Raw genomic sequence first — 25,044 nt, forward strand, 5'->3', positions numbered from 1 at the left:
GCGGCGACAGCCCGCGGTCACCGCGCGGGACTCAGGCGCGGGCCACGGTCCCCCGCCGCCCGTGCCGGCGACCGTGCATCACGAAGTAGTACCCGGCGGCGATCACCAGCACACCCGCCAGGGCCGCGTACATGGCGCCGTAGCCGGCGGAGGCCACGAGTCCGCCGAGGAGCACGGGGCCCAGGCCCAGCCCCACGTCCGCGAACAGCATGAGGGTGGAGATGCCGGCGCCGAGCTGGTGGGAGGGCACCGCGTTCACGGCGATCGCCTGGGCCGCGGGCATGAGCGTGCCGTAGCCGAGGCCGCTCAGCGCCCCGGCCAGCACCACCTGCCAGTCGCGCGTGGCGAAGGCCAGCACCAGGAGCGCGGCCGTGAAGCAGAGGAGTGCGGGGTAGACGACGGCGTCGTCCCCCCGGCGGTCCTGCAGGGTGCCCAGGGTGAGGCGCATGACGAGCATCGCCGCGGCGTAGGCCAGGAAGAAGAGGCCGGCGCCGGCCGTGAGCCCGCGCTCCACCGAGTAGGCGTTCAGGTAGGTGAGGATCCCGGCGTAGCTCAGGCCCACCAGCAGCATGAAGCCACTGATCGGCAGCACCGCCGGGTGCAGCACGGAGCGCAGGCGGAAGCCCACCGCGGGGGCGGGGTGCTCCAGGGGGACCTCGCCGGCGGCGCGCTCGCCGTCGACGCCCGCCGCGGCGGGCGCCTCGCGCACCAGCAGGCCCAGCACGAAGCTGACCACCGTGATCCCCAGAGTCGCCCGGAACAGCCACACGTAGCCGATGGAGCCGGCGAGGAAGAGCCCCAGGGCGGGGCCGATCGCGGTGGCCAGGGTGGTGCCCAGCGCGAGGTGGCCGGTGGCCTCCGCGCGTCGCCCGTCGGGGATGGCCGCCTGGGCCAGGGCCATGACGGCGGTGCTGGCGAAGGCGTAGCTGGCGCCGTGGAGCATGCGCACCGCCACCAGGGCCGGCAGTGAGGAGGCGACGAGGTAGAGCGTGCAGGACAGCGCGACGGCGACCAGGGCCACCACCAGGACGCGGCGCTTGCCGAAGCGGTCCACCACGTGGCCGGTGACCACGCGGCTGACGGTGGCGCCGATGACGAAGGCGCTCGAGGCCAGCCCCGCCCCGGCGTCCGAGGCGGCGAACTGCCGGACCGCGTACACGGCCATGGTGGTGACGAGGGCGTAGAACGCGAGGAACTGGAGGAAGGAGACCACCCAGGCGAGGACGAAGGTGGGGGAGGCGATGCGTTCCTGCTCGGCGATTTGCATGATGCAAAAGGTAGCATCGTTTGCATGATGCAATCATCTGAGGGGGCGTGGGTCGACCCGGTCGAAGGGATCATGTACGAGCACATGCTCCTGCTGCGGGTGGCCACGCAGGGGGTGGCCCCCTACGGCCGGTCGAGCGCGCTGGAGCGCAGCGCCACCGTGCTGCTCGCCCGCCTGGAGGCGGGCGGGGCCATGAGCATCGCCGAGCTGGCCGAGGCCTTCGACCTCGACGTCTCCACCGTCCACCGGCAGGTGGCCGCCGCCATGAAGGCCGGCCTCGTCGAGCGGGTGGCGGACCCCGACGGCGGCTCCGCCCGGCTGCACCGTCCCACGGAGGAGGGACGCGCCCGCCTCGCCGCGGAGCTGAGCTCCCGCGCGGACAACGTGGCGCAGATCGTCTCCTCCTGGCCCGCCGAGGACGTCGTCGAGTTCAGCAGGCTCCTGCGGCGTTTCAACGAGGGGGCGGAGGAGCGCCGGGGCCACCCGTGGCCCCGACCGCAGACGGGCCCCGGTGCGGAGGACCCCCGGCTCTGAGCACCGCGCCCGCCCTCAGGCGCGACGGATGCGGTCGGCCAGCGCGGCCGACTCCGCCGGGTCCAGCACGGCCGCCGGATGCGGCCCCGCCGCGGCGAGGCGCTCCGTGCAGCCGGCCTCTCCCAGCGGCGCCCCCGCGGCCAGCACGACGTTGCCCCAGTCCAGGCGCTCCAGCATCCCCTGGTCCGCGAGCGTCCACGGGCCGGGCACCCCGGCCTCGGCGGCCGCCTCCTCGAGGGCGCCCAGCTCGGCGCCCAGGAAGCGCAGGCCGGCGTCGTCGCCGATGTTCACCAGCAGCACCCCGCCCGCCGTCAGCAGCTCGAGCAGCTCCCCGTAGAACACGGCGCCGCGCAGGTGCTCGGTGCCCTCCTCGCCGGTGCCGATGTCCAGCACGACGGCGTCGAACCGCTCCCCGTCCAGCGCGAGGTCGACGGCGGCCAGGCGCGCGTCCGCGACCACGGAGACGAGGTCCGTGCCCGCCGGCAGGGGCAGCTCGGCGAGCACGAAGGACACGAGCTCCCGGTCCAGGTCGACCACCGTCTGCTCCGAGCCGGGCCGGGTCGCCTGGAGGTAGCGCGGCAGGGTCAGCGCGCCCGCGCCGAGGTGCAGGACCCGCACCGGCGCACCCGCCGGGGCGACGCCGTCGAGCACGTGGGCCATGCGGCGCAGGTACTCGTAGCGGATGCGAGCGGGGTCGGCCAGGTCCACGTGGGACTGGACGGCCCCGCCGATCTCCAGGACGAACCCGCCGAACTCGTCGGGGGCGATGCGGGCGTCCACGCCCGACGTGGACAGGTGGACGGTGCGGCCGGAGGGGGAGGGCTGGGCGGGCATGCCCCCAGCATCCCACCCCTCAGTACGCTGGACGGATGAGTCAGAACGTCCTCACCGTCTACGGCGCCGACTGGTGCCGAGACTGCCTGCGCACCAAGCGCCAGCTCGATGAGCTCGGCGTCGCCTACGACTATGTGGACCTCGTCGCCGACCCGGCCCAGGCCGATGCCGCCGAGCGGATCTCCGGCCGGAAGAACATCCCCGTGGTCGTGTTCCCCGACGGCGACCACCAGGTGGAGCCGACCAACGAGGAGACCGCGGCCAAGCTCACCGCGCTGGGCCTGATCTGAGGTCGGGCCGCCCCCGGCGCGAGCCCCGCCGGCGCTCTCGGTGGGCGCGCACCGGGGTCTACGCTCTCCCCATGGAGCACATCGACGAGACCGCCCTGCCCGCCCCCGAGGACCGCGTCGTGTCCGCGACCCGTCACGTCGACGCGCCGGCCGGCGTCGTCTTCGAGCTGATCGCGGACCCGGCCCGCCAGCCCGAGTGGGACGGCAACGACAACCTGGCCGAGGCCGCCCCCGGGCAGCGGGTGACCGCCGTCGGGGACGTGTTCGTCATGACCCTGCAGAAGGGCGTGGACCGCGCGAACCACGTGGTCGAGTTCGAGGAGGGCCGCCGTATCGCCTGGAAGCCCTCCGAGGTCGGCGGGGAGCCGTTCGGTCAGCTCTGGCGGTGGGAGGTCGACGGCGACGACGAGGGCGGCTGCCGCGTCACCCACACCTACGACTGGACCGCCCTGACCGACCCGAAGCGCATCCAGAAGGCGCTGCGGACCGGAGAAGAGCAGCTCCGCGCGTCGATCGACCGGCTCGCGGACCTCGCCGAGCGTCAGGGCTGAGCCGGCCGCTCACCCGGCCGAGGGGAATCCGTTGCGGTTCTGGCCCTTCTGACGGCCGAATCGGCGGCCAGAGGGGTCAGATCCGCAGAAGATCTGGCCCGGGCGCGGGGCGGTGCCGGCGTGGTCTGCCACGTCGCGCGCCGCTTCACGGCAGCGCCAGCCGGAACACCTTCTTCCACGCGGAGCCCACCTGCCGCAGCAGCGGGCCGGTCGTGTACGGCAGGCCGTAGCGGGCGCAGATCTCGCGGACCTTGGGCGCCACCTCGGCGTACCGGCTGGACGGCAGGTCCGGGAACAGGTGGTGCTCCACCTGGTGGGAGAGGTTGCCGGTCATGAAGTGCATCAGCTTCGAGCCGGAGATGTTCGCGGAGCCGATCATCTGCCGCACGTACCAGTCGCCGCGGGTCTCGCCGTCCACCATCTCCTCGGAGAACGTCTCCGCACCCTCCGGGAAGTGCCCGCAGAAGATGACCGCGTGCGCCCAGATGTTGCGCAGGCCGTTGGCCAGCAGCGTGCCCACGAGCGCAGCCTTGCCCGAGCCCGTCAGCACCTCGGCGACCGCCGGCGTGGCCACGTAGTCCTTCGCGAACTGCCGTGCGGCCTTGACGCCCACGGAGCGCAGATCCGTCATCAGCTCCTCGCGGGACTTCTCGCCGGTGCGCACCCGGTCCAGCTCGAGGTCGTAGAGCGCGATGCCCCACTCGAAGATCGGCGCCAGCCCCGCATTGATCACGGGGTTGAGCAGGTGGCGGGGCCGCCACGGCTCGGACTCGTCCATGCGCAGGACGTTGTAGCCCACGTCGCGGTCCTTGCCCACCACGTTGGTCCAGCGGTGGTGCAGGTCGTTGTGGGTGTTCTGCCAGGCCCGCGACGGCGTCACGAAGTCCCACTCCCACGTGGTGGAGTGGATGTCCGGGTCGCGCATCCAGTCCCACTGGCCGTGGAGCACGTTGTGCCCGATCTCCATGTTCTCCACGATCTTCGCGACCGTGAGCATGGCTGTTCCCGCCACGAACGCGGCGGGGTGGCGTGCGTTGAGCAGGAGGGCGCGGCCGCCGAGCTCGAGCCGGCGCTGCCAGCGGATGACGCGGCGGATGTAGGCCGCATCGGAGGCGCCGCGGCGGGCGAGCACGTCGTCGCGGATCGCGTCCAGCTCGCGGCCCAGCTCGGCCACCTGCGCGTCCGTCAGGTGGGCGGCGCCGGGCGGGCGCACCGCCGGGCTCCCGACGACGCCCGGCAGTCCCGGCGTCGCGGTCGCGGTGGTGGGGCGGGACGTGGCGGCACGGGACTCGGGGGTGTGCGGAGCCCAGCTCGTGGTGTCGGGGCGGTCCTGCGGCAGGACCCGGGCGGCGCGGCCGCGCACGGTGGTGCCGGGGATGGCCAGGGCCAGATCGTCCGGGGCGGTGGCGCCGGTGCGGCTGGGGGTGGTGGGTGTCTGGGTCATGCGGTGCTCCTGGGGGCGGGAGGCGGGGGATGGTCGGGAGGCCCGGGTCGCGGCCGGGTGTCAGGTTCAGAGGTCGAGGCTCAGCGGGCCGACGGCGGCGCTCACGCAGGTCTGGATCAGTTCGCCGGGCTCGCCGTGCACCTGCCCGGTCCGCAGGTCCGTGACCTGGCCCGAGCGCAGCGGCGTGAGGCATGCGTGGCAGATGCCCATGCGGCAGCCGGAGGGCGCGGCGATGCCGGCGTCCTCGGCCACCACGAGCAGCGGCACGTCGCCGGGGGCGTCCACCTCGAGGTCGGCGTGCTCGAACACCACGCGGCCGCCGGCCCCCGCCACGCCCGGGGCGAAGTCGGCCTGGAACCGCTCGATGGTGAGGTCCGTGGCCGCCTCGCGCCGCCACAGGGCCTCGGCGTCGTCGAGGAACCCGGCCGGCCCGCACGCGTATGCGGCGCGCTCGCGCCAGTCCGGGCAGAGGCCCTCGAGCTGTGCGGGGGAGGAGAGGTCGAGGCGTCCGGCCTCCGCGGTGTGGTGGTGCACCACGCGCAGGCCCGGGAACTGGTCGGCCAGCTCGGCCAGCTCCTCGCGGAACAGGGCGTCCTCGGGGGTGCGGGAGGAGTGGATGAGCACCACGTCGGCATCCCGGCGCGTCGGCACGAGCGTGCGGATCATGGACATCACCGGGGTCAGGCCTGAGCCGGCGGTGAGCATGAGCAGCGGGCGCGGCTCGTCCGGCAGGGTGAAGTCGCCCTCGGGGATGTCGAGGAAGAGGACGTCGCCGGGCTTCGTGTGGCGCACGAGCGTGCCGGAGACGAGGCCGATGTCGGACACCGTGATCTCCGGGTCCGCGCCCGCGGGGGCGGAGAGCGAGTAGGAGCGCCACTGCCGCACCCCGTCCACGTCGACGCCGATGCGTGCCCACTGGCCGGCGTCGTGGGCCCGCCAACCCGGTCCGGGACGGAACGCGATGGTGACGGCGCCGGGCGTCGCGCGGGCGACGGAGGTGACCACCCCGCGCAGCTGGCGGGAGGAGTGCACGGGGTCGAACAGGCCGAGGACGTCCTGCGGTGTGAGCGGGTGCAGGAGCGTCGTGACCAGGCGGGTGAGCAGGAAGGGGCCGGGCATGCCCCCACGCTATGGCGCAGCGCGCCATGATTCTTCATGTCGGACGTACGATCGACCCGCAGGATTCATCGTGAGGAGACAAGATCATGGCCTCAACCCCCGCCCCGACGCGCGGCACCGACTGGCACCCGCCGTGGCTGTCCCTGCCTTCGGACCTCCCCGGCCGGCTGGCCCCCGCGATCCCGGCCATCATGCAGCGCATCATCGAGACGGTGCCGGAGCAGATCCCGGCGTACGTGAGCGCCCGGGACGGCCGCTACGGCGAGAACCTGACGCGCGGGGTGACCGCGGCGCTCGAGCAGCTGATGAGCCTGCCAGGCACCGCCCGTCCCGCGCTCAGCCCCGAGACGCGGGCGCTCATGGCCTACCTGGGCGCGGGGGAGTTCCGGGAGGGCCGCACGATGGACGCCCTGCTCGGCGCTTACCGGGCCTCCGCACGGATCGTGTTCCGGGACCTGTCCGCCGAATGCGCCCACCTCGGCATGGGCATGTCCGTGGTGATCGACCTCGGCGAGTCCATCTGGGCCTACATCGACGAGCTCTCCTCGGTCAGCGCCCAGGCGTACGCGGAGGCGCAGTCCGCCCAGGCGGGCGTGCTCGAGCTGCACCGCGCCGCCCTCGCCACCGCCCTGGTCCGGGGCGGGACCGAGGAGAAGGAGGTGCAACGGCTGGCCGCGCTCGCGGACTGGCGGCTGCCGCGCCGGCTGGCGGTGGTGGTGCTGCCCGCGGACGCCGGCGTCGCCGTCCGGGAGAGGCTGGGCCGGGCCGGGCTCGTGGTGGAGCGGGACTCGGAGGTGGTCGCCGTGATCGACGCGACGCCCTCCCAGGGCCGCCGCGAGCGCATGCTGCGCCTGCTGGCGGGGACGGCCGCCGTCGTCGGGCCGGCCGTGGACTGGCCGCTCGTGCCCCACTCCTACCGGGTGGCCCGCACGCTGGCCGTCCAGGAGGCGGCGGGCCGGACGGCGGAGCCCGCGCAGGGGGAGGACGACGACGGCGCCCCGTCCCCGATCCTCGCCGCGGACCACCTGGCGCGCGTGGTGCTGGGGGCCGAGCCGCGCGTCGTGACGCAGCTGGCCGAACGCGTGCTGGCGCCCCTGGACGAGGTGAGCGAGGCGAAGCGGGCGGTGCTGGAGGAGACCCTGCTCGCCTGGCTCACGCACTGGGGCCAGCGGGCGCCGATCGCCGCGGAGCTCGGCGTGCACCCCCAGACCGTGGGGTACCGGGTGGGCCGGCTGCGCGAGCTGTTCGGGGAGGCCCTCGAGGACCCCGACGCGCGGTTCGACCTGGAGATCGTGCTGCGGGCGCGGCGGGACGGGGTCGGGTGAGCGGGGCGGCAGGGGGTGCCGTCTGACGGGGGCCTTCACTAGCGTGGGTGGACCACGCATCCCGACGAGGGACCCCGACGAGAGAAGAGGGACAGTGCCATGACGAACGCCCCGAACCGCGACGAGCTCCCCCTGCCGGACTACGACCACATCCCCAACGGCACGCTGCCGACCCGGATCACCGGCCTCGACGAGTCGCAGGTGGAGCAGCTGCTCGCCTACGAGCGCGCCCGCGGCGACCGCCTGCCCGTGGTGCAGGTCCTCGAGACGCGGCTCGAGGCGCTGCGCTCCGGCGCCCAGCCCTCCGGCGATCAGGTGCCGGACACCCCGGAGGTCGGCGGCTCCCGCACCGGCTCGCCCGTGACCCCGGAGACGAGCGGCCCGCCCGTGGAGCCCCTGAGCCGCGGCATCCCGGCCGACCCGCAGCACCCCGGCAACCGCTGAGCCGGCCGGGCGTCGCCTGACAGGGCGGCCCCCCGCGGAACGCGGCCACGACGCCCCGTCTCCTTCCTGTGAGAGGCGACGCGTCGTGGCCGCCTCGCGTTCCGGGCGATCCCGCGGTCCGGCCACGGAGCGCCTGCGAGGGTCCCCGTAGCGTGTTTGTGAGCTGGGTTATATTTCGACACAGCTGCGGCGGGCCTTCGGGCGCTGACGTGCGAGGCTGCCGGATTCCCGGCTGTCCGGCTCCTACTCACGGATGGGTGAAACGGCATGACTGAATTCGAGGACAAGCTTGCGCAAGTGGCTCGGCGAGCCCGCGACTACGCAAGCTCCCTGGACACGGAAGAGGCGACGAAGAACGCGCTCGTCATGCCATTCATCTCGCAGGTGTTGGGCTACGACGTGTTCGATCCCCAGGAGGTCGTCCCGGAGTTCGTCGCAGATCTGGGCCTGAAGAAGGGGGAGAAGATCGACTACGCCATCATGCGGGAGGGGAAGGTCAACATCCTCGTGGAGGCCAAGAAGGTCGGCTCGGAGCTGTCCCTGGCGCACGCGAGCCAGCTGGTGCGCTACTTCCACACCAGTGAAGCGCGGATCGGCGTGCTCACCAACGGGCGGGTGTGGAACTTCTACACGGACCTCGACAAGGCCAACATCCTCGACGAGCGTCCGTTCCTCGTCCTCGATCTTCTGGACATCGACCCGGTCACCGTGCCGAAGCTCGAGCAGCTGGCGAAGGGATCCTTCGATCTCGACTCGGTCATCGCCGCAGCCGAGGAGCTGAAGTACGTATCGGCCATCAAGCGCGAGATTTCTGCCGAGATGGCTGCGCCGAGCGATGAGTTGGTGAAGGTCCTCGCCAAGCGCGTGTACTCCGGGTACATGAACGCCAAGGCGGTGGAGACCTTCACCCGGCTCACCGAGGAGGCTGCGCGCCAGTACATCAACGATCGCGTCAACGCGCGGCTGAAGACTGCCCTGGGCGACCAGGTCGCTCCGGTACTGGCGGCTCCCGCTGAGCCCGTGGCCACCGGCGATCAGACGGTCCTGTCCGACGAGGAGAACGGTCAGGAGGGCCAGCTCAAGCCGGGCGTGGTGACGACCGAAGAGGAGATCGAGGGTTTCCGCATCATCAAGGCGATTCTCGCCGGAATCGTGCCGATGAACCGCGTCTACATGCGCGACGCAGCCTCGTACTGCAGCGTCATCCTGGACGACAACAATCGGAAGCCGATCGCGCGCCTTCACTTCGACGGGAAGGTGAAATATCTGGTGCTGTTCGATGCGGACAAGAACAGGACGCGGGCCGACCTCGAGAACTTGGAGGACATCTACGAATCCGCCGAGGCACTGCGGAGCGTCGTCAGCTCCTACGTCGGGGCCTGAGCGGACTCTGACCCGCCTACTGACCGGATCCGGCCCGCGGGCGGGCAGGACTGTGCCCCGCCGCCGTCGATGCGCCACCCTGGTGCGCACGCCCCGGTGGGACAGACCCGCCGGGCGCCGACCCGAGAGGACGTCATGACCCATCACGAGCGCGACGACCGCCAGGCCCTGGCCGCCGGCGAGACCTACCTGATCCACGTGCTGGAGACCTCCGACCCGCCCGGCAACCCGGACCACTACCGGATCACGGACGCGGTCGAGGCCCACCACGCGTCCACCGGCTCCTACGACGTCGAGGCCGGCGGCCTGGACGCCGCCCGCGAGCTGCTCGCCCGCCACGCCAAGTGAGCGACCGGGGCTGAGACGTCCGGCCGGGCCGCGCCTCACGCGCCCGGCCGGAGCCTCATCCCCAGCACGGTGCGCGCCTCGAGCCCCAGAGCCGCGCGGGCCTCGGGCGCGCCGGTGCGGTCCTCGCCCACCACGGTCATCCCGATCCGCTCGGCCACCCGGCGCGAGGCCGTGTTCTCCGGGTGGATGATCGCCACGAGCTCGTGGTGCCCCAGCACGTCCCGGGCGTGGTCCCGGCAGGCGGCGGCCGCTTCGGTGGCGTAGCCGCGCCCCCACAGGTCGGCCCGCACGTGGTAGCCGACCTCCAGGCGAGGCTCCCCGTTGACCTCCTGCCACGTCAGGCCGCAGTCGCCCACGAAGCCGGGCCCGCCGTCGTCGTGGGTCTCGATGATCCACAGCCCGTGCCCGTCCTGCGCGTACCGGCGCCGGTTGCCCGCGATCCACGCCGCCGCCTCCGCGCGCGTGCGCGGGGCGGGGTAGAAGCGCATCACCACGGGATCGGCGAGGAGGCCGGCCAGGTGGTCGAGGTCGGCGTCGGCCATCTCGCGGAAGCGCAGACGGGCGGTGGGGGCGGGCGGCATGCGCCCAGGCTAGCGGCGGGCGGATGCGCCCCGCCTCTTGTCTGCGCGGGGCCGGGCTGGTCGACTGTGCCCATGCCGCATTCCCTCTCCCTGCGCCCGTTGCGGGTGGATGACGCCGAGGCCATGGCCGCGGTCCTCGCCGACCCGGACCTGTACACGTACACCGGCGGGACGCCGCCGGGCGAGGAGGAGCTGCGGCAGCGGTACGCGATCCTCGCGCGCGGTCGCTCCGAGGACGGCGCGGAGGACTGGGCCAACTGGATCGTGGTGCTGGAGCCGGAGGGCCGGCCGGTCGGCTACGTCCAGGCCACCATCCCCGTGGACGGGGGACCCACGCAGATCGCCTGGCTGATCGGCACGCCGTGGCAGGGCCGCGGGCTGGCGAAGGAGGCCGCCGGCCTCCTCAAGGGCGAGCTGCGGGACCGGGGGGTGCGGCGCCTCGTGGCGGATGTCCACCCCGAGCACACGGCCTCCCAGCGGGTCGCCCAGGCGATCGGCCTGGCGCCGACGGACGAGGTCGTGGACGGGGAGGTCCGCTGGGCCGGGTCCGTGGACGACGGCGGCGGCCCGGTCACCGGCTGAGGCCGCGGCGCCGCTCCGGGTAGGAGCCGCCGAGCTCCACGCCCCGCTCGGCCAGGTAGGCCTCCGGGTCCACCGGCTCGCCGTCCACGCGCAGCTCCAGGTGCAGGTGCACGCCGGTGGCGGCGCCGGTCTGCCCGACGCCGGCCAGGTGGTCCCCGGCGGAGACGCGCTGGCCCGCGTCCACCACGGTGGAGTCCGGGGCGGCGTGCAGGTAGCGCCACACGTGGCCGTCCCCGGCGTCCACGGCGAGCAGGTTGCCGCCCGCGTCCCCGCCGGCCTCCACGAATAGGACTCGGCCGTCGGACACCGAGTGGAAGGGCGTGCCCTCCGGCACCCCGCCGAGGTCCACGCCGTCGTGGCGGGTCAGGGCCTCCTCGGACACCCCCGAGGGCACCACGCCCTCGCCGAACGGGTTGGGGCGGGGCCCGAAGCGGGAGGTCACGCGGCCCTGCACGGGCTCGGCGTACCCCTGCGTGTTCACCGTGGGCGGGGCGGGGGTGAAGCCGCCGTTCCAGCGCCGCCGCTCGGCGCCCGCGCCGGCGTCGTCCCGGCCGGCCGGACCGAACGCGAGGACCAGCGCCAGGACGGTCGCGATCAGGGCCAGCGCCCCCACTGCGGCCAGCACGCCCCCGGCCACACCGCTGCCCGGGGAGCCGGCGCCGGGGGTCGGGGTGGTCATCCCCTCAGTCTGTCATGCAGGGTCGGGACGGCCCCGGCCTTCGCCCACGGCATCCCGGCCCGCCACCAGCTCCCGCCCGCGCTCGTAGTCCTCGTCCGCGTTGTAGGTCAGCACGCCCACCACGCGGTCCTGCGCGTCCGTGTACCAGAGAGTGAACCCGCCGGTGCGCTCCACCATGCGGGCCTGCTCGTGGCCGTCGCCCCACGCGGCGTGCTTGAGCGTGTGCTCGCCGATGGTGCTCCAGAACCCGGGCACGGCCTCCCACCGCCGCAGGGACTCCGGGTCCGCCGTCGCCGCGTGGGCCAGCACGGAGGCCTGGCCGGCGCCGCCCGGCACGCCGACCTCGGTGCGGGCCGCGTTGTGCCCGGCGACCTCGCCCATGCCGAGGGCGTCGCCCCAGTGCTCCACGGGGATCGGCCGGCCGGCCACGGCGTGGTGGGCGCGGGCCACGTCCCCGGCCACCCACACGCCCGGCGCCGCCGCCAGGTGCTCGTCCGCCACGATCCGCCCCTCGTGCACGGTCAGCTCGGAGTCCTCGAGCCACCCGCCCCCCGGCTCGACCCCCACCGCGGCGAGGATCAGGTCCGGGGCGAGCGTGGCGCCGTCGTCGAGGTGGACGGTGCGCGGGGCGCGCACCTGCCCCACCCGCACGCCGGTGCGCAGCTCGACGCCGGCGCCGATCAGCCACTGCGCGATCCGATCGCCCGCCTCGCGGCCGAGCCGCTTCTGCTGCGGCACCTCGTCCGGGGTGACCAGCGTGGTGGCCACCCCGCGCAGGGCCAGGGAGGCGGCCGCCTCGCAGCCGATGAACCCCGAGCCGATCACGACGGCGGAGCGCGCGTGCCCGGCGGAGGCCACCAGGCGGCGGGCGTGGTCGAGAGAGCGCAGCAGGTGCACCTCGGCGTCGTCGTCCGCGACGGGCAGGGGCTTCGGGTGCGCGCCGAGGGCGAGGATCAGGCGCTCGAAGCGGACCGGCTCCTCGCCGACCCGCAGCGTCCGCGCGGCGAGGTCCGCGCCGGTGACGGTGGTGCCGCGGCGCAGCTCGACGCCGTCCGGCAGCTCCTCCCCGGCGATCGGCGTGCCCTCGGGGGCCGCCATGCCGCGCAGCACCTCCTTGGACAGCGGCGGGCGCTCGTAGGGGTGGTCCACGTCCGAGGTGAGCATGAGGACGGGGCCGGGTCCCCCGGCGTCGACGTAGGCGCGGGCGGCGCTGACGCCGGCGGGGCCGCTGCCCACGATCACGAGCGGGAACGGGGTGGAGCTGTGCTGGGCCATGCGGCCAGCATGCGCACCCGTCACGGGCGGAAGCCAGGGCCGACGGACACCCCGGCTCCGGCATACTGCCCGCATGGACCCCTCCCTGGTGTGGCTGCCGGCCGTCGTCGCGCTGGCCGCGATCACCGTGGGCGGCACGCTCCAGCGGGTGAGCGGCATGGGCGTCGGCATGATCGCCGCACCCACGCTGTCCCTGCTCCTGGGCCCGGTGGCGGGGGTGACGCTGTCCAACGTGGCCGCCTCGGTGTCCGCGGTGCTGCTGTTCGCGGTGCTCCACAGGCACGTGGACTGGCCGCGCTTCGTCCGCCTCGCACCCCTGCTCGTGGCCGGCTCGTTCGCGGGGGCGTGGGCCGTGCGGGTCCTGGACGCCCACGCCCTCGAGATCCTCCTGGGGTCCTCCGTGCTGGTGGCCGTGGCCGCCGTCCTGGGCCTGCAGCAGCGCTTCACTGCCCAGGGGAACGGGGCCGTGTTCGCCTCCGGCGCCGTGGCCGGGTTCATGAACACCACCGCGGGCATCGCCGGGCCGGCGCTCGCGGTCTACGCGGTGGCGAGCCGGTGGGACCAGCGCTCGTGGGCGGCCACCCTCCAGCCCGTGTTCCTGCTGGCCAATCTCACCTCGCTGGTCACCAAGTCGCTGTTCGGCGCGGCCGTGCCCGCGGGGCTGCACGTGCCGTGGCCGGTGTGGGTCGCCGTGGTGGCGGGCGGTCCGCTGGGTGTCCTGCTCGGTTCGGTGGTGGCCCGCCGGGTGGACCCCGCGAAGGCGCGCGTCCTCGCGATCTGCCTCGCCGGCCTCGGGGGCACGGTGGCGCTGGTGCGCGGTGTGGCCGGCACCCTGGGCTGAGGCGGGGCCGGCGCGCAGGCGTCAGGGCAGGAGGGAGCGCACGGCCGCGGCCAGCGTGTCCCGCACGTCGTCCACCGTCAGGTCCTCCGGGGCCAGGTGCCGCTCGACCGACAGCGTGTGCACGAGCATCAGGAGCATGGCCGCGGTGTGCGTGACCTGCTCGTCCGGGACGTCGGCCAGCACGCGGTGCTCACGCAGCAGGCCGGCCAGGAAGTCCCGCCGCCGGACGGTGAGCGTCCGGTAGGCTCTCCCCACGGCGGGCTCGCGCAGGCCCACGGCCTGGAACTCGTGGAGGAGCAGGGGCCAGGAGCCCGTGGTCTCGAGCACGACGTCGGCCAGGGCCTCCGCCACGCGGGCCACCAGGTCCTCGCGCGGCAGGTCGGGGTCGTCCAGGGCGTCGGCGACGCCGTCCATGGCTCGGGTGGTCGCCCGCTCGAACTGGACGGTGCAGGCGGCGGCGAAGAGGTCCGGCTTCCCCGCGAAACCGGAATAGACGGCGCCCTTGGTGTAGCCGGCCTCCGCCGCGATGCGGGCGAGGGAGGCGCGCGCGTAGCCCTCCCGTCCGAACACCCGCGCCGCGTGGTCGAGGATGGCCGCGCGGACATCCTCGCGGCGGGGTCGGGTCGCCATGTTGCCCTCTCGATGCCGATGGTATTGAATACCGATGGTATTGAATCCGCCTCGACTCGGCAAAGAGGGCCTATGTCTTCCACTCCCACCGGCGCCGATCACCATGGCCCCGGGCCCGCCCCCGTCCCGGCGCACCTCGACGACCTCCCGCCCGCCACCCTCGTGGCGCGCGGTCTGACCCTGCGCGGCGGTCGTGGGCCGGTGTTCGGCCCCCTCGACCTCGTGCTGCCCCCGCAGACCCACCTGGCCGTGCTCGGAACCCAGGGCTCGGGCCGCTCGGCCCTGCTGCTCGCCCTCACGGGGCGCCTGCAGGGCGTGCGCGGCGAGCTCGTGCTCACCGGCGGCCCCGTGGACGTCGCCCTGGACGGCCCGGAGCGGCCCGCCGCCCGCGCGTACCGGCCCCCGATCGACGCCGCGCGCCACCCGTACGCCCTGCGCGCTTGCACCGCCGTCGCCCACACCACCGACCTGGTGGAGCTCGAGCCGGCGCTGACCGCGGCCGAGGTCGTGGACGAGCGCTGCCTCGCCGACGGCGTGCGCCGCCGCGCCGGCCGCGCGCGCTTCGCCCTCCTCGCGGACGCGGTGAGGCTGACCGTGGCGCCGGAGGCCGTCGTCCGGGAGCTGTCCGCGCCCGATCGCGCGCTGCTGGCCGCCGTCGTCGCCTGCCTGCGCCCGGCCCGCCTCGTCACCTTCGACGACGTGGACGCCACCCTGACCATCGATGAGCTGGTCGCGCTCCACGCGGCCCTGGACGTCCTCAAGGACCACGGCCACCCGTTCGCGGTGAGCGCCGTGGCCTCCGCGCCCGTGCCGCGCGACGCCGTCGTCCTCACCCTGCCCCCCGTCCGGGAGAACTGATGCTGTTCCGCTACGAGCTGCGACGCTTCCGCCGTGGCCTGCCCCTGCTCGCCCTGCTGTTCATCTTCCTCGTCCCCGCCATCTACGGCGCCCTCTACCTGTCCGCGAACTGGGACCCCTACGGGGCCATGGACCGGCTGCCGGTGGCGATCGTCAACGAGGACGAGCCCGTCCAGCGCGGCGACACCACGCTGCGCACCGGCGCGGACATGACCGAACGCCTCAAGGACGACCGCGCCTTCGACTGGCGCGAGACCACGCGCGAGGAGGCCGAGGAGGGGCTGCGGGAGGGCCGGTACTACCTCGTCCTGGAGATCCCGCCGAGCTCAGCCGTGACCTCGTCAGCCCCGAGGGCGGCGGGACACCGCGGCAGGCGCAGATCACCCTGCGCCGAGACGACGCCAACGGCTTCGTGATCGGCTCCGTCACGAACGCGAGCCAGGCCAAGGTCGAGGCCGCCGTGAACCGGTCCGCGATCGAGGCGTACTTCGAGGCCGTCTTCTCCAGCCTCGGCGAGCTGCGGTCGGGCATGGTGGACGCCGCCGACGGCGCCGCGCAGCTGGCCGACGGCACGGCCTCCGCGGAGGACGGCGCGAGCCAGCTGGAGGACGGGATCGTCCAGGCCCACGACGGCTCGGGCAAGCTGGCCGAGGGCGCGGGCCAGCTCGCCACGGGTGCGGGTGACCTCGCGGACGGCGCCGCCCAGGCCGACGACGGCGCCCAGCGACTCGCCGAGGGCGCCGCATCCGCGCAGGACGGGGCCGGCCGCCTGGCCGACGGGCTCGACCAGGCGCGCGAGGGATCCCAGGCCCTCGCCGACGGAGCCGGGCAGCTCGCCGAGAACGCCCCCGCCCTGCGTCAGGGCGCCACGGACCTCTCCGACGGGCTGGCCCAACTGCAGACCGGATCGGCCGAGCTCACCGACGGCGCCACGCAGGTGGCCGACGGCACCCAGCAGCTCTACGACACGGTGATCCCCGGCCTGGACCAGGTGATCGAGCGGCAGGACGCGGTGGCCGCCGACGTCGCCGCGGTGGACGAGGACGTCCAGCGGGTCGCCGAGGTGGCCGGCACGGCCGAGGACGGCGCGGGCGCCCGCATCGCCGACGCGCAGGCCGCCCTGGCCGAGCTCGCCGAAGAGGACCCGACGCTCGCCGAGTCCGAGCAGTACGCCGCGCTCCAGGAGGCGCTCACCGGCGCGGACGAGCGGGTGACCGCCGTCGCCGGCCGCGCCGAGGAGGCCGCCGCGACCTCCGCGGCCGCCAACGAGCGCGTCCAGGGCTTCGTCGAGGACGACGTCGCCGCCTCCGCCAAGGCGGATCTGACGGACCTCAACGACGGCGCCCACGCCGTGGCCGCGGGCGCGGAGAAGCTGCAGGGCGGGATCGGTGAGGCGAAGGACGGGGCCGACTCCCTCGCCGACGGCGCCGGGAAGTTCGCGGACGGCCTCGAGCAGCTGGGCTCCGGCGCGACCGAGCTCGACGGCGGCCTGGCCCAGCTCCAGGACGGCGCCGGGGAGCTGCAGTCCGGCCTCGGCGAGCTGACGGACGGGGCGACCACCCTCGCCGAGGGCAACGCCGCGCTCCACGACGGGGCGCTGACCCTGCAGGACGGTGCGGGGCAGCTGGAGTCCGGCGCGACCGAGCTCGACGGCGGCCTGGCCCAGCTCCAGGACGGCGCCGGGGAGCTGCGCGCCGGCCTCGGCACCCTCGACGACGGCGCCCACGAGCTCGCCTCCGGGCTCTCCGACGGCGTCGACCGCGTCCCCGCCCTGACCGAGGACCAGCGGGACGAGGCCGCCCTGGTGATGTCCCGGCCCGTGGAGGCCGTGATGCAGGTGGACAACTCCGCGGAGGTCTACGGCCGCGGCATGGCGCCGATGTTCTTCTCCATCGCGCTGTGGGTGTTCGGCATCGCCGCGTTCAACATCATGCGGCCCATCAGCGGGCGGCTGCTGGCCGGGCGCCGCAACCCGGTGGCGATCGCGCTGGCCGCGTGGCTGCCCGTGGGCATCGTGGCCGTGGGCGGCGGCCTGCTCATGCTCGCCGCGACGCTGCCGCTGGGCCTGGCCCCCGTGCACCCGGTGCGGGCCGTGGCCCTGACGGTGCTCGTGGCCGTGGTGTTCTCCCTCATCGCGCACCTGATGCAGACGGCGCTCGGCACCCCCGGTTCGGCGCTGCTGCTGGTCCTGCTGGTCCTGCAGCTGGCCTCCACCGGCGGCACCTACCCGGCCGAGGTGCTGCCCGGCTTCTTCCAGGCGCTGCACCCGTTCATGCCGATGAGCTACTCCATCGAGGCGTTCCGCAACGCGATCTCCGGCGGTCCGGACCAGCGCTTCTGGGTGCCGGTGGTCGTGCTGATGGGCATCGGGGCGGCGGCGCTCGCCCTGGACGTGCTCGTGGTGCGGCGCCGGCGTCGGTTCCGCATGAAGGACCTGCACCCCGCGCTGCAGGCCTGAGCGGGGATGACTTCCGCACCCCGCGCCGCCGTCGTCCGTCCGGCCCGCCCCGAGGACGCGCCCGCGATCGCCGCGATCGCCGCGGCCACCTTCCCGGACGCCTCCCCGGCCTCGCTGCCGCGTGCCGCGGTGGAGGCGCACATCGCGTTGCACCTGAGTGAGGCCGCCGTGGCCGCGTGGATCGCGGACCCGGAGCGGATCGTGCTCGTGGGCGCCGCGGCCGACGCCCCGGAGACCCTGCTCGGCTACGCCATGTACGAGACCGCCGCGGCCCCCGAGGCACCCGTCACGGAGCGGCTCGGCGACGTGCCGGCCGGCCACCTCTCGAAGCTGTACGTGCTCGCCGAGGGGCGCGGCACCGGGCTGGCCGAGGCCCTCGTGCACGACGGCGTCGAGCGGCTGCGGCGGCTGGGGTTCCGGCACGTGTGGCTCGGCACGAACGCGCAGAACGCACGGGCCAACCGGTTCTACGAGCGCCTCGGCTTCGAGACGGTCGGGGCGCGGCAGTTCGTGGTCGGCGGGGAGCGGGTCGAGGACGACTGGGTGCGGCTGCTGACGGTGGCGTGAGCCGGTCGCCGCTCAGCAGGCCTCCGGGCCGTCCGGGTCCTCGTCGGGATCGATCCACGCCGACGGGTGGTAGTGCACCGCGGCGAGCCCGTCGTCGTCGGCCAGGTGCGTCTGCGCCTCGGGCACGGAGTCCGTGTTCTGCCCGGCCACCGCCTCCCACGTCCCCGCCTCGGTGCGGTGCACCACGAGCAGCAGGACGCCGGTGCGCTCGCCGGCCTCGTCGCCGTCGGGCGCGGTCTGCCCCGTCATGGTCCACGGCGCGTGCACCACTGCCACGTCCCCGAGCTCCCGCACCCGCACGCGCCCGAGCTCGAGCCGCGAGTGCGGGAACATCCAGCGGAAGCCGAGCGCGTGGTTCACCCGGATCTGCCGACGCCGCCTCCACCACACGCCCACCACGTTCACGAAGTCCGCGTCCTCGGCGAACAGCTCGGCGAGCGCGTCGGCGTCGGCGGCGTTCCAGGCGGCCGCGAAGGCTTCGGCCACCGCGGCGGGGCCGGTCGGTCGGGCCGCGACGTCGGCGGTGGGGTCCGCGGGGGACATGGCTGCTCCTGGATCGGGGAAGGGCGGGTTCAGCGGGCGGGTCCGTAGGCCAGCGTCAGCACGACGGCGGCGAACAGCACCGCCATCACGGCCAGGACCGTGAGCACGGCGCGCAGGGCCGCACGCGTGCGCGGGTCGGCCGGGGGCGGTGCATCCGGACGTCGGGTCACGCTCGCCAGTGTGGCACGCGGCACGGCGCGAGGGGCGCGTGCGTCGGCGCGCGTCGAAGGCGCCTCCCAGCCGGGGCTCAGTCGACGCTGAAGCTGCGGATGTGGTTGCTGAACACGAAGCGGTCGAACACGGTCCGCGCCGAGCTCGGGTCGTCCGCGTGACCACTCTGGGCCGTCTACGGCGGATCGAGCCCCGCCGCCGGCCGGCCTCCCATGCCCGGCCGGTTCCCACCTCCGCCCGCCCGCCCGGCAGGGGTGGTCCCGGGCCGGGCGGCCTTGGGATGATGGGTGCCCCCGGAGAAAGGTGCCCGATGCCCCCGCCCGTGCCGCAGCCGACCCGCCGACAGATGCTCCTGGCCGGTTCCGCCCTGCTCGGATCGGGACTGCTGGCCGCCTGCGGGCAGGACGGGGAGGACGCGGCGTCGTCGTCCGTGCCGACCTCGTCCGCGCCCACCTCCGCCGCCCCCGCTGGTCCGCCGCCCGCCGGCGAACCGGTGGCCTGGTCGGACGTGGCCCGGGTTCCGCACCTGTTCTTCCACTCCCTCGTGGTGGACCCGGCCCGCGCCTTCGACGGCGACGACAAGGCCGGCGGCTATCTGGACTTCATGGTCACGGTGGACGAGTTCGACGCCGTCATCCGGCAGGTCTACGAGCGCGGTTACGTGCTGGTCTCCCCGCACGAGCTGTACGAGGTGGGGGAGGACGACGTCGTGCGCCCGAAGACCCTCATGGTCCCCGAGGGCCGGACCCCGCTGATCCTCTCCCTGGACGACTGCTCGTACTACCTCTACATGGACGGCGACGGCTTCGCGGACCGCCTGATCGTGGCCGAGGACGGCCGCGTCCGCAACGAGTACACGGACGCCGAGGGCACCACGCACGTCGGGGCGTTCGACGTCGTCCCGCGCCTGGACGACTTCCTCGCCGAGCACCCGGACTTCAGCCTCAACGGCGCCCGCGGCGTGCTGGCCATGACCGGCTACGACGGCGTGTTCGGCTACCGCACCTCGGCCCGCGAGTTCGGGGACAGCCCCACGTTCGACGCCGACGTCGCGGCCGCCACCGAGGTCGCCGACGCGCTCAAGGACAGCGGCTGGGAGTTCGCCTCCCACACGTGGGGCCACCGGACGGTGCCGAAGCTGACCATGGAGGAGCTCGAGTTCGACATGAGGCACTGGCACGAGGAGGTCGAGCCGATCCTCGGCCCCACGGACATGCTCATCTACCCGTTCGGCGCGGACGTCACCGGGCCCGGCACGTACACGGAGGACAACGAGCGGTACCGCTACTTCCGCGAGCTCGGCTACCGCTCCTTCTTCCTCGTGGACGGCACCTCCAAGGCGTGGGGCCAGCTCGAGCCCGGCTACTACCGCGGCTCGCGCATCAACGTGGACGGCATCAGCCTCGCCGCGGCCGTCTCGGGCGAGCGGCCCGTGCTGGAGGAGTTCTTCGACCCCCGGTCCGTCCTGGACCCGGCCCGCCCCGAGTCCATCCGCGGCCCGAAGAAGCCGAGCCCGGCGCCGTCGTCGCCCGCCGCGGCCCCGAGAACCCCGCGACCCTGAGGAGAGCACCATGTCCATCCCCGCCACCGAGGTCGAGGCCCGCTGGAACGCGGCCGCCGAGCCGTTCACCGCCGTCGTCCGGGAGGTGCGGGACTGGGACGCCGCCACCCCGTGTGAGGGCTGGGACGCGCTGGACCTGCTGGACCACGTGATCGCCGGCCAGCGCGACTTCGCCGCCCGCCAGGGCCGGGAGGTGCCCCTCTTCGACGGGTCCCGCCAGCAGCTGGCCACCCAGTGGGCCAAGCACGCCGCCGCCATGTCCGCCCTCGCCGGTGACGAGGAGTTCATCATGCGGCCCATGAAGACCGCGCGCGGGGAGATGCCCGTGGGCGAGGCGTTGATCCGCTTCCACGCGTTCGACGTGATCGTGCACCGTTGGGACCTGGCCCGCTCGCAGGGCGTGGACGCGCGGTTCACGGACGCGGAGATCGACTGCGTGGAGGAGTCGCTGGAACTGTTCGGCGACGCCGCCTACACGCCCGGCATCCTGGGCGAGCCCGTCCCCGTGGCCGACGACGCCGACCGGCAGACCCGCCTGCTCGGTCGCCTGGGCCGTCGGGGCTGAGACCAGGGCAGGACCCGTCCCCGCACCCCAGGAGGCACCGTGAGCGAGTCCACCGGTTTCAGCGCCGCGGAGCAGGCCGCGATCGCCGAGCGCGCGCAGGAGCTGCGCGCCCAGCGCGGCGGCAGGAAGAAGGCCGACGCCCTGCAGGACCTGCTGGTGAAGATCGAGGAGATGCCCGAGCAGGACCGCGCCATGGCGGTGGGGGTGCACCGGATCGTCACGGAGGCGGCCCCGGAGCTCGAACCCCGCACCTGGTACGGCATGCCCGCCTACGCGCGCGGCACGGACGTGCTCGTGTTCCTGCAGGTCAGCAGCAAGTTCGGCGTGCGATACACGACCCTCGGCTGACGTCCGGCGCAGAGTGGTCACGACACGCCGCGTCGCCTACGGGGAGACGGCGTGTCGTGACCACTCTGCGGGTTCTCCGGCTCCTCCGCGGACCGGGCTGCCCGTCGCCAGCGCCGCACCGCCCACAGGGTCAGACCGCCCACGGCGAGCCAGCCCACCCCGAGCAGCACGCCGTTCACGACGCCCGGGCGCACCGCGAACGCCCCCATCGCCACGAGGGAGAGCTGCCCGGGGATCACGCCGACCGCGGTGGAGCCGGCGAAGATCCCCAGCGGCACGGCGAGCGCGCCCGCCCCGTAGTTCACGGGCCAGTACGGCAGCCCCGGGGCGACGCGCAGGGCCAGCAGGGCGAGGAACCCGGTGTCCTCGAGCCGCCGCTCCACGGTCTCGGCGTGGCGGCCGAGCCAGCGCAGGGCCACCTCGCGTCCGACCGCGCGCGATGCCGTACGCCCCGAGCGAGCCCAGCAGGGCTCCGACGACGGACAGCACCGTCCCCTCGATCGCGCCGAAGAGCACACCGGCGGTGACCGCCATGATCGTCACGGGGATGGGGGTGAGCGCCACGGCCGCGTACAGCACGGTGAACGCCAGCCAGCTCCACCAGCCGAAGCCGTCCAGCTGGGCGCGCAGCTCGTCCACGCCGGGCAGGCGCACGGTGAGTGCCAGCCACACGAACGCCGCCACCACGAGGACGAGGGCGGCGGTGCGCAGGATCGACACCCCGCGGTGCCCTGTGCGGGCGGGCAGGGTGGAGGCGGCGCCGGAGTCGCGCGGCGGCACGGCGGTGGAGGGCATCGGCTCAGGCTACCGGCAGCCGCTCCCTCCGCATGTCCTCCCTGGCCTGCGGTCACGCCCTGCTCTGCTTTGCTGGATCACACGCGTGTGACTCATCCACACCTGTGGACAACTCTGTGGAGAACCCTGTGCACGCGGCCCGCCGGGTGTGGACGGAGGGGCTCAGACGGTGGACGCGCCGGGCGCGTCGTCACCCGGCCGCGCCTCGCCCGGCCCCGCCGCCGGCTCGTCCTCGAAGACGGGACCGCCGTCGTCCTCCCAGGCCGCGGCGGCGTCGTCGTCCCTGTCGGTCTCCTGCACCTGGTCGTGCAGGCGCTCCATGCGGGTGTCCAGGTCCGCAGCCACGCGGGCGGCGGCCACGAGCTCGGTCGCGATGTCCGGGGGCACGCCGCCGTCGAACTTGTAGTTGATCTTGTGCTCGAGCGTGGCCCAGAAGTCCATGGCGCTCGTGCGGAACTGCATCTCCACGGTCACCGGGATCGTGCCGGTGGACAGGTGGATCGGCACCTGCACGAGGCAGTGCAGGCTGCGGTAGCCCGAGGGCTTGGGCCGGGAGATGTAGTCCTCCACCTCGAGCACCCGGATGTCCGGCTGCTGCGTGAACTGGCGGAACACGCGGTACACGTCCCGGGCGAAGCTGACGATCACGCGCGCCCCGGCGATGTCCGTGACGTTGGTGCGCAGCGCGTCCAGGTCCAGGGACAGCCCGCGGGCGGAGGCCTTGCGCAGGATCGACTCCGGCGACTTCACCCGCGTGACGATGTGCTCGATGGGGTTGTAGTCGTGCAGGTGCGTGAACTCGTCCCGCAGCACCTCGAGCCGCGCCTCCACCTGGAGCAGGGCCGAGCGGTACTCGAGGTCGAAGCGCTCGACGTCTCGGCGCAGCCGCTCCAGCGCCCCTGACGCCGCGGGGGTGAGCTGCGTCAACTCGGACACGGGGGTGCCGCGCAGCGCCTCGACGTCCGCCGAGGGCGCGGGCGCGTCCGGGGAAGGGTCCTGCTCCATGGCCTCAGAGCCTACGGCGGGATCCTGCGAGACGGTTGGCCGTCCACAGGCCCGACGGCGGCCCGTCAGTCCTCGGCGGGGATCAGCACGCGCTCGAAGGCGGCGCGCTCCTCGTCGGAGACGGCCACGGGCCGCCCGGCCGCCGGGTCCACCTGCACGAACACGGCGTCGCACAGCACGCAGCGCCGCCCGTCCTGCCACAGCTCGTGGCGCAGCGTGAAGGACGTCCGGCCGATCCGCAGGATCCACACCCGCGCCGTCACCTCGGGCCCGGCGTAGACCACGGGCGCCTCGTACTGGACCTCCATGGACCGCACGACGCGCTGGACGTCCGGGGACGCCGTCGTCGTGGCCCACGCGCCCAGGGCGCGCACGCGCGCCTCCTCGGTGAGGGTGAGCAGTCGGGCGTTGTTGACGTGGCCGTAGCGGTCCTCGTCGGACCAGCGCAGCTGCAGCCCGACCTCGAACGGGGTCGGCGTGCCGGCGTCGGCGGGGGTCTCGGGGGTGGTCGGCTGCGTCACGGGGTGAACACCTTTCCTGGGTTGAGGATGCCGTGCGGGTCGAACACGGCCTTGATGCGCTGCTGGAGGTCGTGCTGGGCGTCGCCGAGCTCGTCTCGCAGGAACGCGCGCTTGAGCAGGCCCACGCCGTGTTCGCCGGTGAGCGTGCCGCCGAGTTCCAGGCCCGCGCGGAACAGCTCGCCGGCGGCCTCCCACACGTCCGCCGGGATCGACGCGGCGTCCTCGGCCGCGCCGCCCACCTGCGCCGCCGCGCCGAACAGCAGGATCGGGTGCAGGTTGCCGTCCCCGGCGTGGGCCGTGGTGGGGATGGCGACGCCGGTGCGTGCCTCGATCTCACGGATCCGCGCGAACATCTCGGCCATGCGGCTGCGGGGGACGGCCACGTCCTCCACGAGCGGGGTGCCGAGGCGCTCGAGCGCGGGGAACGCGGTGCGGCGCAGGGCCATGAGGGCCTCCCCCTCGGCGGGGTCCACGGTCACGGTGACGTCCCCGCCGTGGGCGCGCATGAGGGCGGCCATGGCCTCCCCGTCCGCCTCGGCGCCGGCGCCGTCGGCCTGCACCAGCAGGAACGCGCCGGATTCGGGCAGGGCGGCCCCGCGCTCGGGCCCCGCGTGCGCGCGCACCGCGGCGAGCGTCGCCTCGTCCATCAGCTCCATCAGGGCGGGCACGTGACCGGCCCCGGTGATCGCCTCGGCCGCGGCGGCGCCCGCGACGACGTCCGGGAAGAACCCGCCGAGCGTCACGGGCACGCCGCGCACGGCCGGCCGCAGCGCCAGCGTCGCGCCCACGATCACGCCGAGCGTGCCCTCCGAGCCGATCATCAGCGCGACCAGGTCGTAGCCGGTCACCCCCTTGACGGTGCGGTGGCCCAGCCGCAGCAGGGTGCCGTCCGCGAGCACCACGTCCAGGCCCAGCACCGCCTCGCGCGTGACGCCGTACTTGGCGCACAGCAGCCCGCCGGCGTTCATCGCGATGTTGCCGCCCACCGTGGAGATGTCCTTCGACGCGGGATCCGGGGCCCACCACAGCCCGTGCTCGGCGAGCGCGGCGTTCAGCGCCCCGTTGAGGATCCCCGGCTCGACGACGGCCACGCGGTCCGCGGGGGAGACCTCCAGGATCCGGTCCATCGCGGTCATGTCCAGGACGATCTCGCCCGCCCCCGCGACGGCGCCGCCGGCCAACCCCGTGCCCGCTCCGCGGGTGACCAGCGGGGTGCGGGTCCCGTGCGCGATCCGGCACGCGGCCTGCACGTCCTCCACCGTCCGCGCGCGGACCACGGCCAGCGGCGCGGCGGGGGAGCGATGCCCCGAGCGGTCCGCCCGGGCGGCCTCGAGTGCGGCGGCGGAGACGTCCACGCGGCCGGGCAGCTCCGCCTGCAGGCGGGCGACGACGTCGGCGGGCGGGGCGTCCGCGGCAGGCGGGGCGGCGCGGGTCGGGTCGAGGGGTGCGGAGGAGTCCATGTCCACCAGTGTCGCCGATCACACGGGGTGGAACGTGCGTCGGCCGGTCCGATGACGCGCCCGGC

Annotated in this window: 30 protein-coding genes; 16 read left to right on the plus strand and 14 right to left on the minus strand. The window is 74.4% G+C overall.

Annotation, left to right across the window (positions count from 1 at the left end; genetic code table 11):
* Positions 1–31: 31 nt before the first annotated feature.
* The gene (locus ACUJ8O_RS03170; RefSeq protein ID WP_445373139.1) at positions 32–1,267 is read right to left on the minus strand and encodes an MFS transporter; all 1,236 of its coding nucleotides are present in this window, start codon (positions 1,265–1,267) and stop codon (positions 32–34) included.
* Between the two features lie 24 nt (positions 1,268–1,291).
* Here ACUJ8O_RS03170 and ACUJ8O_RS03175 point away from each other — a divergent pair, with 24 nt between their 5' ends.
* Positions 1,292–1,801: a MarR family winged helix-turn-helix transcriptional regulator gene (locus ACUJ8O_RS03175; protein ID WP_063189379.1), complete on the plus strand. Its 510-nt coding sequence runs from the start codon at positions 1,292–1,294 to the stop codon at positions 1,799–1,801.
* A gap of 15 nt (positions 1,802–1,816) precedes the next feature.
* Here the strand turns inward: ACUJ8O_RS03175 and ACUJ8O_RS03180 are convergent, their stop codons facing one another.
* The gene (locus tag ACUJ8O_RS03180; protein WP_063189381.1) at positions 1,817–2,635 is read right to left on the minus strand and encodes a spermidine synthase; all 819 of its coding nucleotides are present in this window, start codon (positions 2,633–2,635) and stop codon (positions 1,817–1,819) included.
* A 35-nt stretch (positions 2,636–2,670) separates the two neighbouring features.
* Here ACUJ8O_RS03180 and ACUJ8O_RS03185 point away from each other — a divergent pair, with 35 nt between their 5' ends.
* The gene (locus ACUJ8O_RS03185; protein WP_020624868.1) at positions 2,671–2,925 is read left to right on the plus strand and encodes a glutaredoxin family protein; all 255 of its coding nucleotides are present in this window, start codon (positions 2,671–2,673) and stop codon (positions 2,923–2,925) included.
* Between the two features lie 71 nt (positions 2,926–2,996).
* Positions 2,997–3,476 (plus strand): SRPBCC family protein, encoded by a 480-nt coding sequence (locus ACUJ8O_RS03190; RefSeq protein ID WP_144825846.1) that lies wholly within the window; start codon positions 2,997–2,999, stop codon positions 3,474–3,476.
* A gap of 145 nt (positions 3,477–3,621) precedes the next feature.
* Here the strand turns inward: ACUJ8O_RS03190 and ACUJ8O_RS03195 are convergent, their stop codons facing one another.
* Together ACUJ8O_RS03195 and ACUJ8O_RS03200 are read right to left on the minus strand one after the other, a co-directional pair.
* Positions 3,622–4,920: a fatty acid desaturase family protein gene (locus ACUJ8O_RS03195; RefSeq protein ID WP_439247408.1), complete on the minus strand. Its 1,299-nt coding sequence runs from the start codon at positions 4,918–4,920 to the stop codon at positions 3,622–3,624.
* Between the two features lie 66 nt (positions 4,921–4,986).
* Positions 4,987–6,039, minus strand: coding sequence for a ferredoxin reductase (locus tag ACUJ8O_RS03200; RefSeq protein ID WP_445373140.1), 1,053 nt, complete (start codon positions 6,037–6,039; stop codon positions 4,987–4,989).
* 86 nt (positions 6,040–6,125) lie between these two features.
* Here ACUJ8O_RS03200 and ACUJ8O_RS03205 point away from each other — a divergent pair, with 86 nt between their 5' ends.
* The 4 genes from ACUJ8O_RS03205 (at position 6,126) to ACUJ8O_RS03220 (ending at position 9,539) form a co-directional block, all read left to right on the plus strand.
* Entirely contained in the window at positions 6,126–7,364 is a 1,239-nt protein-coding gene (locus ACUJ8O_RS03205; protein ID WP_036314531.1) for a PucR family transcriptional regulator, read from the plus strand.
* Positions 7,365–7,463: 99 nt separating this feature from the next.
* Positions 7,464–7,808, plus strand: a complete 345-nt coding sequence (locus ACUJ8O_RS03210) for a hypothetical protein (protein WP_152743628.1) — start codon at positions 7,464–7,466, stop codon at positions 7,806–7,808.
* 267 nt (positions 7,809–8,075) lie between these two features.
* A complete protein-coding gene (locus ACUJ8O_RS03215) occupies positions 8,076–9,191 on the plus strand; it encodes a type I restriction endonuclease (RefSeq protein ID WP_036314529.1) in 1,116 nt (371 codons plus the stop codon).
* 135 nt (positions 9,192–9,326) lie between these two features.
* Positions 9,327–9,539: a hypothetical protein gene (locus tag ACUJ8O_RS03220; protein ID WP_010079881.1), complete on the plus strand. Its 213-nt coding sequence runs from the start codon at positions 9,327–9,329 to the stop codon at positions 9,537–9,539.
* Between the two features lie 35 nt (positions 9,540–9,574).
* Here the strand turns inward: ACUJ8O_RS03220 and ACUJ8O_RS03225 are convergent, their stop codons facing one another.
* On the minus strand, positions 9,575–10,120 hold the full coding sequence (locus ACUJ8O_RS03225) for a GNAT family N-acetyltransferase (protein WP_020624710.1): 546 nt from the start codon (positions 10,118–10,120) through the stop codon (positions 9,575–9,577).
* 72 nt (positions 10,121–10,192) lie between these two features.
* On the opposite strand from ACUJ8O_RS03225, the gene ACUJ8O_RS03230 reads away from it, so the two are divergent.
* A complete protein-coding gene (locus tag ACUJ8O_RS03230; protein WP_044659331.1) occupies positions 10,193–10,702 on the plus strand; it encodes a GNAT family N-acetyltransferase in 510 nt (169 codons plus the stop codon).
* Here the strand turns inward: ACUJ8O_RS03230 and ACUJ8O_RS03235 are convergent.
* Both ACUJ8O_RS03235 and ACUJ8O_RS03240 read right to left on the minus strand, forming a co-directional pair.
* Positions 10,692–11,381, minus strand: a complete 690-nt coding sequence (locus ACUJ8O_RS03235; RefSeq protein WP_020624712.1) for a M23 family metallopeptidase — start codon at positions 11,379–11,381, stop codon at positions 10,692–10,694. The genes ACUJ8O_RS03230 and ACUJ8O_RS03235 overlap by 11 nt on opposite strands.
* 12 nt (positions 11,382–11,393) lie before the next feature.
* Complete coding sequence (locus ACUJ8O_RS03240; protein ID WP_063189387.1) at positions 11,394–12,656, minus strand: NAD(P)/FAD-dependent oxidoreductase; 1,263 nt, start codon at positions 12,654–12,656, stop codon at positions 11,394–11,396.
* A 73-nt stretch (positions 12,657–12,729) separates the two neighbouring features.
* Here ACUJ8O_RS03240 and ACUJ8O_RS03245 point away from each other — a divergent pair, with 73 nt between their 5' ends.
* Positions 12,730–13,497, plus strand: coding sequence for a sulfite exporter TauE/SafE family protein (locus tag ACUJ8O_RS03245; RefSeq protein WP_036337137.1), 768 nt, complete (start codon positions 12,730–12,732; stop codon positions 13,495–13,497).
* Positions 13,498–13,518: 21 nt separating this feature from the next.
* Here the strand turns inward: ACUJ8O_RS03245 and ACUJ8O_RS03250 are convergent, their stop codons facing one another.
* Entirely contained in the window at positions 13,519–14,127 is a 609-nt protein-coding gene (locus ACUJ8O_RS03250) for a TetR/AcrR family transcriptional regulator (protein WP_095346782.1), read from the minus strand.
* A gap of 72 nt (positions 14,128–14,199) precedes the next feature.
* On the opposite strand from ACUJ8O_RS03250, the gene ACUJ8O_RS03255 reads away from it, so the two are divergent.
* Genes ACUJ8O_RS03255 through ACUJ8O_RS03270 form a run of 4 tightly spaced genes read left to right on the plus strand, consistent with a single transcriptional unit; the run spans position 14,200 to position 18,010 of the window.
* Positions 14,200–14,985: an ATP-binding cassette domain-containing protein gene (locus tag ACUJ8O_RS03255; protein WP_445373141.1), complete on the plus strand. Its 786-nt coding sequence runs from the start codon at positions 14,200–14,202 to the stop codon at positions 14,983–14,985.
* The gene (locus tag ACUJ8O_RS03260) at positions 14,985–15,401 is read left to right on the plus strand and encodes a YhgE/Pip family protein (RefSeq protein WP_445373142.1); all 417 of its coding nucleotides are present in this window, start codon (positions 14,985–14,987) and stop codon (positions 15,399–15,401) included. Before ACUJ8O_RS03255 ends, ACUJ8O_RS03260 begins: the two co-directional genes overlap by 1 nt.
* On the plus strand, positions 15,398–17,443 hold the full coding sequence (locus ACUJ8O_RS03265; RefSeq protein WP_445373143.1) for a YhgE/Pip family protein: 2,046 nt from the start codon (positions 15,398–15,400) through the stop codon (positions 17,441–17,443). Before ACUJ8O_RS03260 ends, ACUJ8O_RS03265 begins: the two co-directional genes overlap by 4 nt.
* Before the next feature lie 6 nt (positions 17,444–17,449).
* Positions 17,450–18,010 carry a GNAT family N-acetyltransferase gene (locus tag ACUJ8O_RS03270; protein WP_020624718.1) on the plus strand — a complete coding sequence of 187 codons (561 nt, stop codon included), beginning with the start codon at positions 17,450–17,452 and terminating at the stop codon, positions 18,008–18,010.
* 12 nt (positions 18,011–18,022) lie between these two features.
* Here the strand turns inward: ACUJ8O_RS03270 and ACUJ8O_RS03275 are convergent, their stop codons facing one another.
* Together ACUJ8O_RS03275 and ACUJ8O_RS03280 are read right to left on the minus strand one after the other, a co-directional pair.
* A complete protein-coding gene (locus ACUJ8O_RS03275; protein ID WP_036314517.1) occupies positions 18,023–18,553 on the minus strand; it encodes an SgcJ/EcaC family oxidoreductase in 531 nt (176 codons plus the stop codon).
* 29 nt (positions 18,554–18,582) lie between these two features.
* Positions 18,583–18,723, minus strand: coding sequence for a hypothetical protein (locus ACUJ8O_RS03280; RefSeq protein WP_017488522.1), 141 nt, complete (start codon positions 18,721–18,723; stop codon positions 18,583–18,585).
* Positions 18,724–19,034: 311 nt separating this feature from the next.
* Here ACUJ8O_RS03280 and ACUJ8O_RS03285 point away from each other — a divergent pair, with 311 nt between their 5' ends.
* The 3 genes from ACUJ8O_RS03285 to ACUJ8O_RS03295 are packed head-to-tail and all read left to right on the plus strand — an operon-like array spanning position 19,035 to position 21,198.
* Positions 19,035–20,285: a polysaccharide deacetylase family protein gene (locus ACUJ8O_RS03285; RefSeq protein ID WP_095353534.1), complete on the plus strand. Its 1,251-nt coding sequence runs from the start codon at positions 19,035–19,037 to the stop codon at positions 20,283–20,285.
* A gap of 10 nt (positions 20,286–20,295) precedes the next feature.
* Positions 20,296–20,850 carry a TIGR03086 family metal-binding protein gene (locus ACUJ8O_RS03290; protein WP_036314513.1) on the plus strand — a complete coding sequence of 185 codons (555 nt, stop codon included), beginning with the start codon at positions 20,296–20,298 and terminating at the stop codon, positions 20,848–20,850.
* 39 nt (positions 20,851–20,889) lie between these two features.
* Positions 20,890–21,198 carry a hypothetical protein gene (locus ACUJ8O_RS03295; protein ID WP_036314546.1) on the plus strand — a complete coding sequence of 103 codons (309 nt, stop codon included), beginning with the start codon at positions 20,890–20,892 and terminating at the stop codon, positions 21,196–21,198.
* Between the two features lie 17 nt (positions 21,199–21,215).
* On the opposite strand, the gene ACUJ8O_RS03300 is transcribed toward ACUJ8O_RS03295, so the two are convergent.
* The 4 genes from ACUJ8O_RS03300 to ACUJ8O_RS03315 form a co-directional block, all read right to left on the minus strand.
* Positions 21,216–21,617 (minus strand): VTT domain-containing protein, encoded by a 402-nt coding sequence (locus ACUJ8O_RS03300; RefSeq protein ID WP_235187731.1) that lies wholly within the window; start codon positions 21,615–21,617, stop codon positions 21,216–21,218.
* A 538-nt stretch (positions 21,618–22,155) separates the two neighbouring features.
* Positions 22,156–22,998: a GTP pyrophosphokinase gene (locus ACUJ8O_RS03305; RefSeq protein WP_036314511.1), complete on the minus strand. Its 843-nt coding sequence runs from the start codon at positions 22,996–22,998 to the stop codon at positions 22,156–22,158.
* A 65-nt stretch (positions 22,999–23,063) separates the two neighbouring features.
* Positions 23,064–23,519, minus strand: coding sequence for an acyl-CoA thioesterase (locus tag ACUJ8O_RS03310; protein WP_036314509.1), 456 nt, complete (start codon positions 23,517–23,519; stop codon positions 23,064–23,066).
* The gene (locus tag ACUJ8O_RS03315; protein ID WP_239074307.1) at positions 23,516–24,979 is read right to left on the minus strand and encodes an FAD-binding oxidoreductase; all 1,464 of its coding nucleotides are present in this window, start codon (positions 24,977–24,979) and stop codon (positions 23,516–23,518) included. The genes ACUJ8O_RS03310 and ACUJ8O_RS03315 overlap by 4 nt, the downstream gene beginning before the upstream one ends.
* Positions 24,980–25,044 lie beyond the last annotated feature (65 nt).

This window comes from Micrococcus sp. EWR3.9.1 (assembly GCF_052615555.1).